The 4133-nt window shown below is 27.9% G+C and carries 3 protein-coding genes and 1 pseudogene; all 4 read right to left on the reverse strand.

Features of this window, described 5'->3' with window-relative positions:
- Nucleotides 1–488, reverse strand: a 488-nt coding sequence (locus EZH24_RS08105; RefSeq protein WP_137998632.1) for a hypothetical protein, incomplete at its 3' end; no start/stop codon positions are given.
- Between the two features lie 13 nt (nt 489–501).
- Nucleotides 502–1905 (reverse strand): hypothetical protein, encoded by a 1404-nt coding sequence (locus tag EZH24_RS08110; RefSeq protein WP_137998634.1) that lies wholly within the window; start codon nt 1903–1905, stop codon nt 502–504.
- Nucleotides 1906–1933: 28 nt separating this feature from the next.
- Entirely contained in the window at nt 1934–3487 is a 1554-nt protein-coding gene (locus EZH24_RS08115) for an AAA family ATPase (protein ID WP_137998636.1), read from the reverse strand.
- 392 nt (nt 3488–3879) lie between these two features.
- Nucleotides 3880–4133, reverse strand: a pseudogene (locus EZH24_RS14100) (Rpn family recombination-promoting nuclease/putative transposase); the annotation flags it as partial.

A 4133-nucleotide genomic window follows, 5' to 3' on the forward strand; every position in this document is an offset into this window, starting at 1 on the left:
AAAGTTAATTCTTTTTTATATTTATCTATTATATATTTTATAAAATGTTTAATAATGAATAGATTATATTGCCCCGATTTTTTCGTTTCTATTCTTTTTATAATATTGTCAGTTTTCGCTTCGTATTGTTTATAATTATCTTTATATTCGTTTGCCTTGTCATATATTTCATTTAATATTTTTTCTTTAAATAATATTTCTTTTACTTTTAAATAAATATCAATATTTTCGATAGCAGAGTTAATATGTAAGCATGAATTTTTTTCGTCTATCTTTATAAAATAACTGCTATTAATCGTATCAATATTTATATTATTATTAAATGCAAGATAGTAATAATTTTCGTAATTTTCTAAATTTTTTATTTCTATTGAAACGGATGTTAATCCTATTTTAATTAATGTATTGTTAAGTATTTCGGCGTCTATTTTGTCTTTTAAATATATCGTGATAATCGATTGCTTTTTTATATTTTTATCTAAAGTCATTATTTATCTCCTATTAATTATTAAAAAGTTTAATATCAATTTTCTCTATTAAATCAATATCTTCATCGGTTTCCATAATATACGAAAGCGAAGAAACATTATTTTTCTTGTTATAAGCGTTTTTATAAATTTGATTAATTTCATCTATCAAATTGTTAATATTATTAATCGCTTGGTCTTTTTTAATATTTGTGTTTTCTAAATCTTTTTTTATTTTCGAGCATGATTTTTTATATTCCGAGCATGGTTTTTCGTAAGTTTTTTTATCGGAATAATTGAAATCTTTAATAATTTCTTTTATCTCTTCTATTTTAGCTTCGCATTTATTTAATATAATTTGCAATTTTTTATTTTCTTCTTTTCTTTTTATTTCTTCTCTAATTCTTCTTTCATTCTCTTCTTTTATTCTTTTTTCTTCTCTGATTTTCATTTCGTTTTTATCTTTTACTTTTTTGTGTTCCGATAAGATATGCATAATTAAATAATTAATCATATACTTATATGATAATGGTAAAGTTAAATATCTATGTATAGTATCTCTACTATAATCAATAATACCATTCATACTTATAAAAGGAATATTATTTCTTGTATATGGTATGTCAGAATTTCGTAAATTCCCTTTATAGTCGTAAAGTTGTTTTTCGTCTAATATGCCTTTTTCAAGAAGAAATTTTCCTATTTGCTTAATATCATTATATTCTATAGAAATTGAATTTGCGGTAGAATTTAAATTGCATTTAATTTTATATTTGTTAAGCAACTCCATTTTTTCTACAATATCGTTAAAAATATCTTTCTCCAAATTATCTCTTAAATGTATTATTTCCAATACTGTTGGTTTTGTAGTAGTAGGTGTCGTATAATTAGGTCTTGTGTAATTTTGACTTGTAGTCTTTTTGGTATTTCTTTTTCTTCTTGGTTTTGTAGTCGTTGATATTTTCTCGTTTTCTAAATATTCTTTTGCCCATTCTTTTATTTCTTTTTCTGTCAAATCAGTTTTTTCTTTAAGAGATTTAATGACTTTTTTATTATTTGTTACTATTAATATATTTGACAATATTTCACGGAATTTTATTTCCTCTGTCCAGAATTTATCATATAGATTTTTATCCTTATATCTTATAATAAGTAGATTATTCTTTATATAGTATTTAATTTTATATTTATCCAATTCTATTTTTTCTAAAGTGTTATTGAGAATCTCTTCATAACCTTCTCCTATATCCAATGCCAATCCTGCTCCTAATATTATCTTTTTTACAATAAAAATAGAAACAATCATACAGATTATAAAAAAAGGAATATTACCAATCTTGTCGATAATATTAGAAATGAAAGGAACGCCGCTAAATATATCGGCAAAATTATCAATAATACCGCTAATAACATCGATAATTTTTGTAATAATATTCACTTAATAATCCTTTCTTAAAATTAAAATTTTACTCTATAAACGGGTTGTTAGTTTCTTGCTTTAATTGAGGAATAGGTTTATCTTTCGATTTTTCATCCTCTTCCCAAGAATTTGAAGAAGCCAAAACGGCGCGAGCTTTAGCCCATCTTCTCATGTCGCTTATATTTTCTTTCATAGTTTTTGAAATAGGATAAGTTTTTTTCATCGCCTCGATTATATGCTCCGTTTCAATTTCTTTATTTTCGTCAAAAGCCTTAAATAAAGCCTCTTTTATAGCTTCCTCTATTTCCGCTCCAGAAAACTCTTCGCATGCGCCCGCTATTTTTGAAATGTCGAATTTATTATAATCTCTTTTGAATTTCTTCAAATGTATTTTTATTATCTCTTCTCTGTCTTCTTTTAATGGCAAATCTACAAAAAATATTTCGTCAACTCTTCCTTTTCTCAAAAGTTCTGGAGGAAGTCCCGATATATTATTTGCCGTAGCCACAACGAATACGGGTTTTTTCTTCTCCTGCATCCAAGTCAAAAAAGTTCCCAATACTCGCGATGTAGTTCCGCCGTCAGTGGAGCCAGAAGATGCCATTCCAGAAAGTCCTTTTTCAATTTCGTCAATCCAAAGAATCGAAGGAGACACCGCTTCCGCTATCTTCAAAGCCTTTCTTATATTGCTTTCAGATTCTCCGACAATTCCCGCGAAAACTTTTCCCATATCCAATTTTATTATAGGAAACTGCCAAGCCGAGCCTACCGCTTTCGCACATAAACTTTTTCCCGTTCCAGGTATTCCGAGTAAAAGTATTCCTCTTGGAATTTCAAGCCCGTATTTTTTAGCTTCGTCCTCGAAAGCTCGTCCTCTTCTTTTTAGCCAATCTTTCAAAATATCGAGTCCGCCGACATCGTCCAAAGTTTCGTTATGATGATAATATTCCAAATGCCCGCTGTTTTTAATTATATTTTCTTTTTCTTGGATTATTATTGAAATTTCTTTTTCGGTTAATTGTCCCGTTTGAACTATCGCTTTTGAAAACGCCCTCTGCGCTTCCATTATCGTTAATCCCAAAGCCGATTCGATTATTTTTTGCGTGTTGCCTTCGGCTTTTATATTATAATGTTTGCAAGTCGATTTAAATATGATATTCAAATCTTTTATATTTGGCAAATCCAATTCTTTTATATAAACATCTTTATCGAGTTCGGACGGAAGCTGTCTTTTCGTTTGAAGCATTATTAAACTTCTATCGTTATAATCTTGCGATGCAATATCTTTCATTTTGCTTATTAAAAACGGATTATTTTCCAACTGCAAATTAAATTCTTCCAAAATCAAAATCGAATCTTTAGCGTTAGCGCTTTCATACCAATCCAAAATCGCTCGGTTATCGTCCATATTGGCTATAATATCAAATTTTTTATCCTTCATATTAAATTTTTTAAGCCCCGAAGAACAATTCCACTTATACCAATTCCTTTTTAGTTCGGATGCGGTTTGAGAAACATAACCCTCTATTCGCATATTTTCGTAGCTTATAATCTGTATGATATTTATACGAGATTTTATTAAATTATTTAGATTAATCATTTTGATTCCCCTCGCCGTAGGCGTGCCTCTTGCAATGTTTAAATTTTTTATTTTTTATTAATTAATTTTATTAATAAAACCGCTGTCAAAATCTCAAATCGATTAATTGAGCGGTTTTACTTCTACTTACAAATTATGAAATCGCTTGTTTATATTTATCCACAACATATTTTATGAAATGTTTGATAATAAACGCTTCATAATGAGGACGAGATGGCATATTGTAATCAATTTTTTCTATGGATTTTTTTGGAATTTAAAATTTTCTAAAATATTTGGAATTTCTTTTTTATCTATATTTTCAAAAAGATTTGTTTTTATTATTGTTTCTATATAATTTGTCATTTATTCTATGCGGGTAAAAATACTTAAACTAAATTTTTATCGTCTATTCACAGTTTTTGTATTTCTTCGATAGTTAATCCCGTATATTTTGAGATTAGGTTAATGTCCGCTCTATCTTTTTTCATCGCTTTCGCCATTGAGATTGCTTTATTTTTTTCACCTTCAAGTTTTCCTTCGTCAAATCCTTCTTTTCTTTCCCTCGATAGCATCATTTTTTGTCCTACTAAAAATGCATCTCGGGCAGCGTAAGCTCGCATCAATTTATCGTCCGAAGTAAATCTTTTGTATTCTTCAATCGCTT

The organism is Brachyspira catarrhinii, assembly GCF_005518285.1.
GTDB classification, from domain to species: Bacteria; Spirochaetota; Brachyspiria; order Brachyspirales; family Brachyspiraceae; genus Brachyspira; species Brachyspira catarrhinii.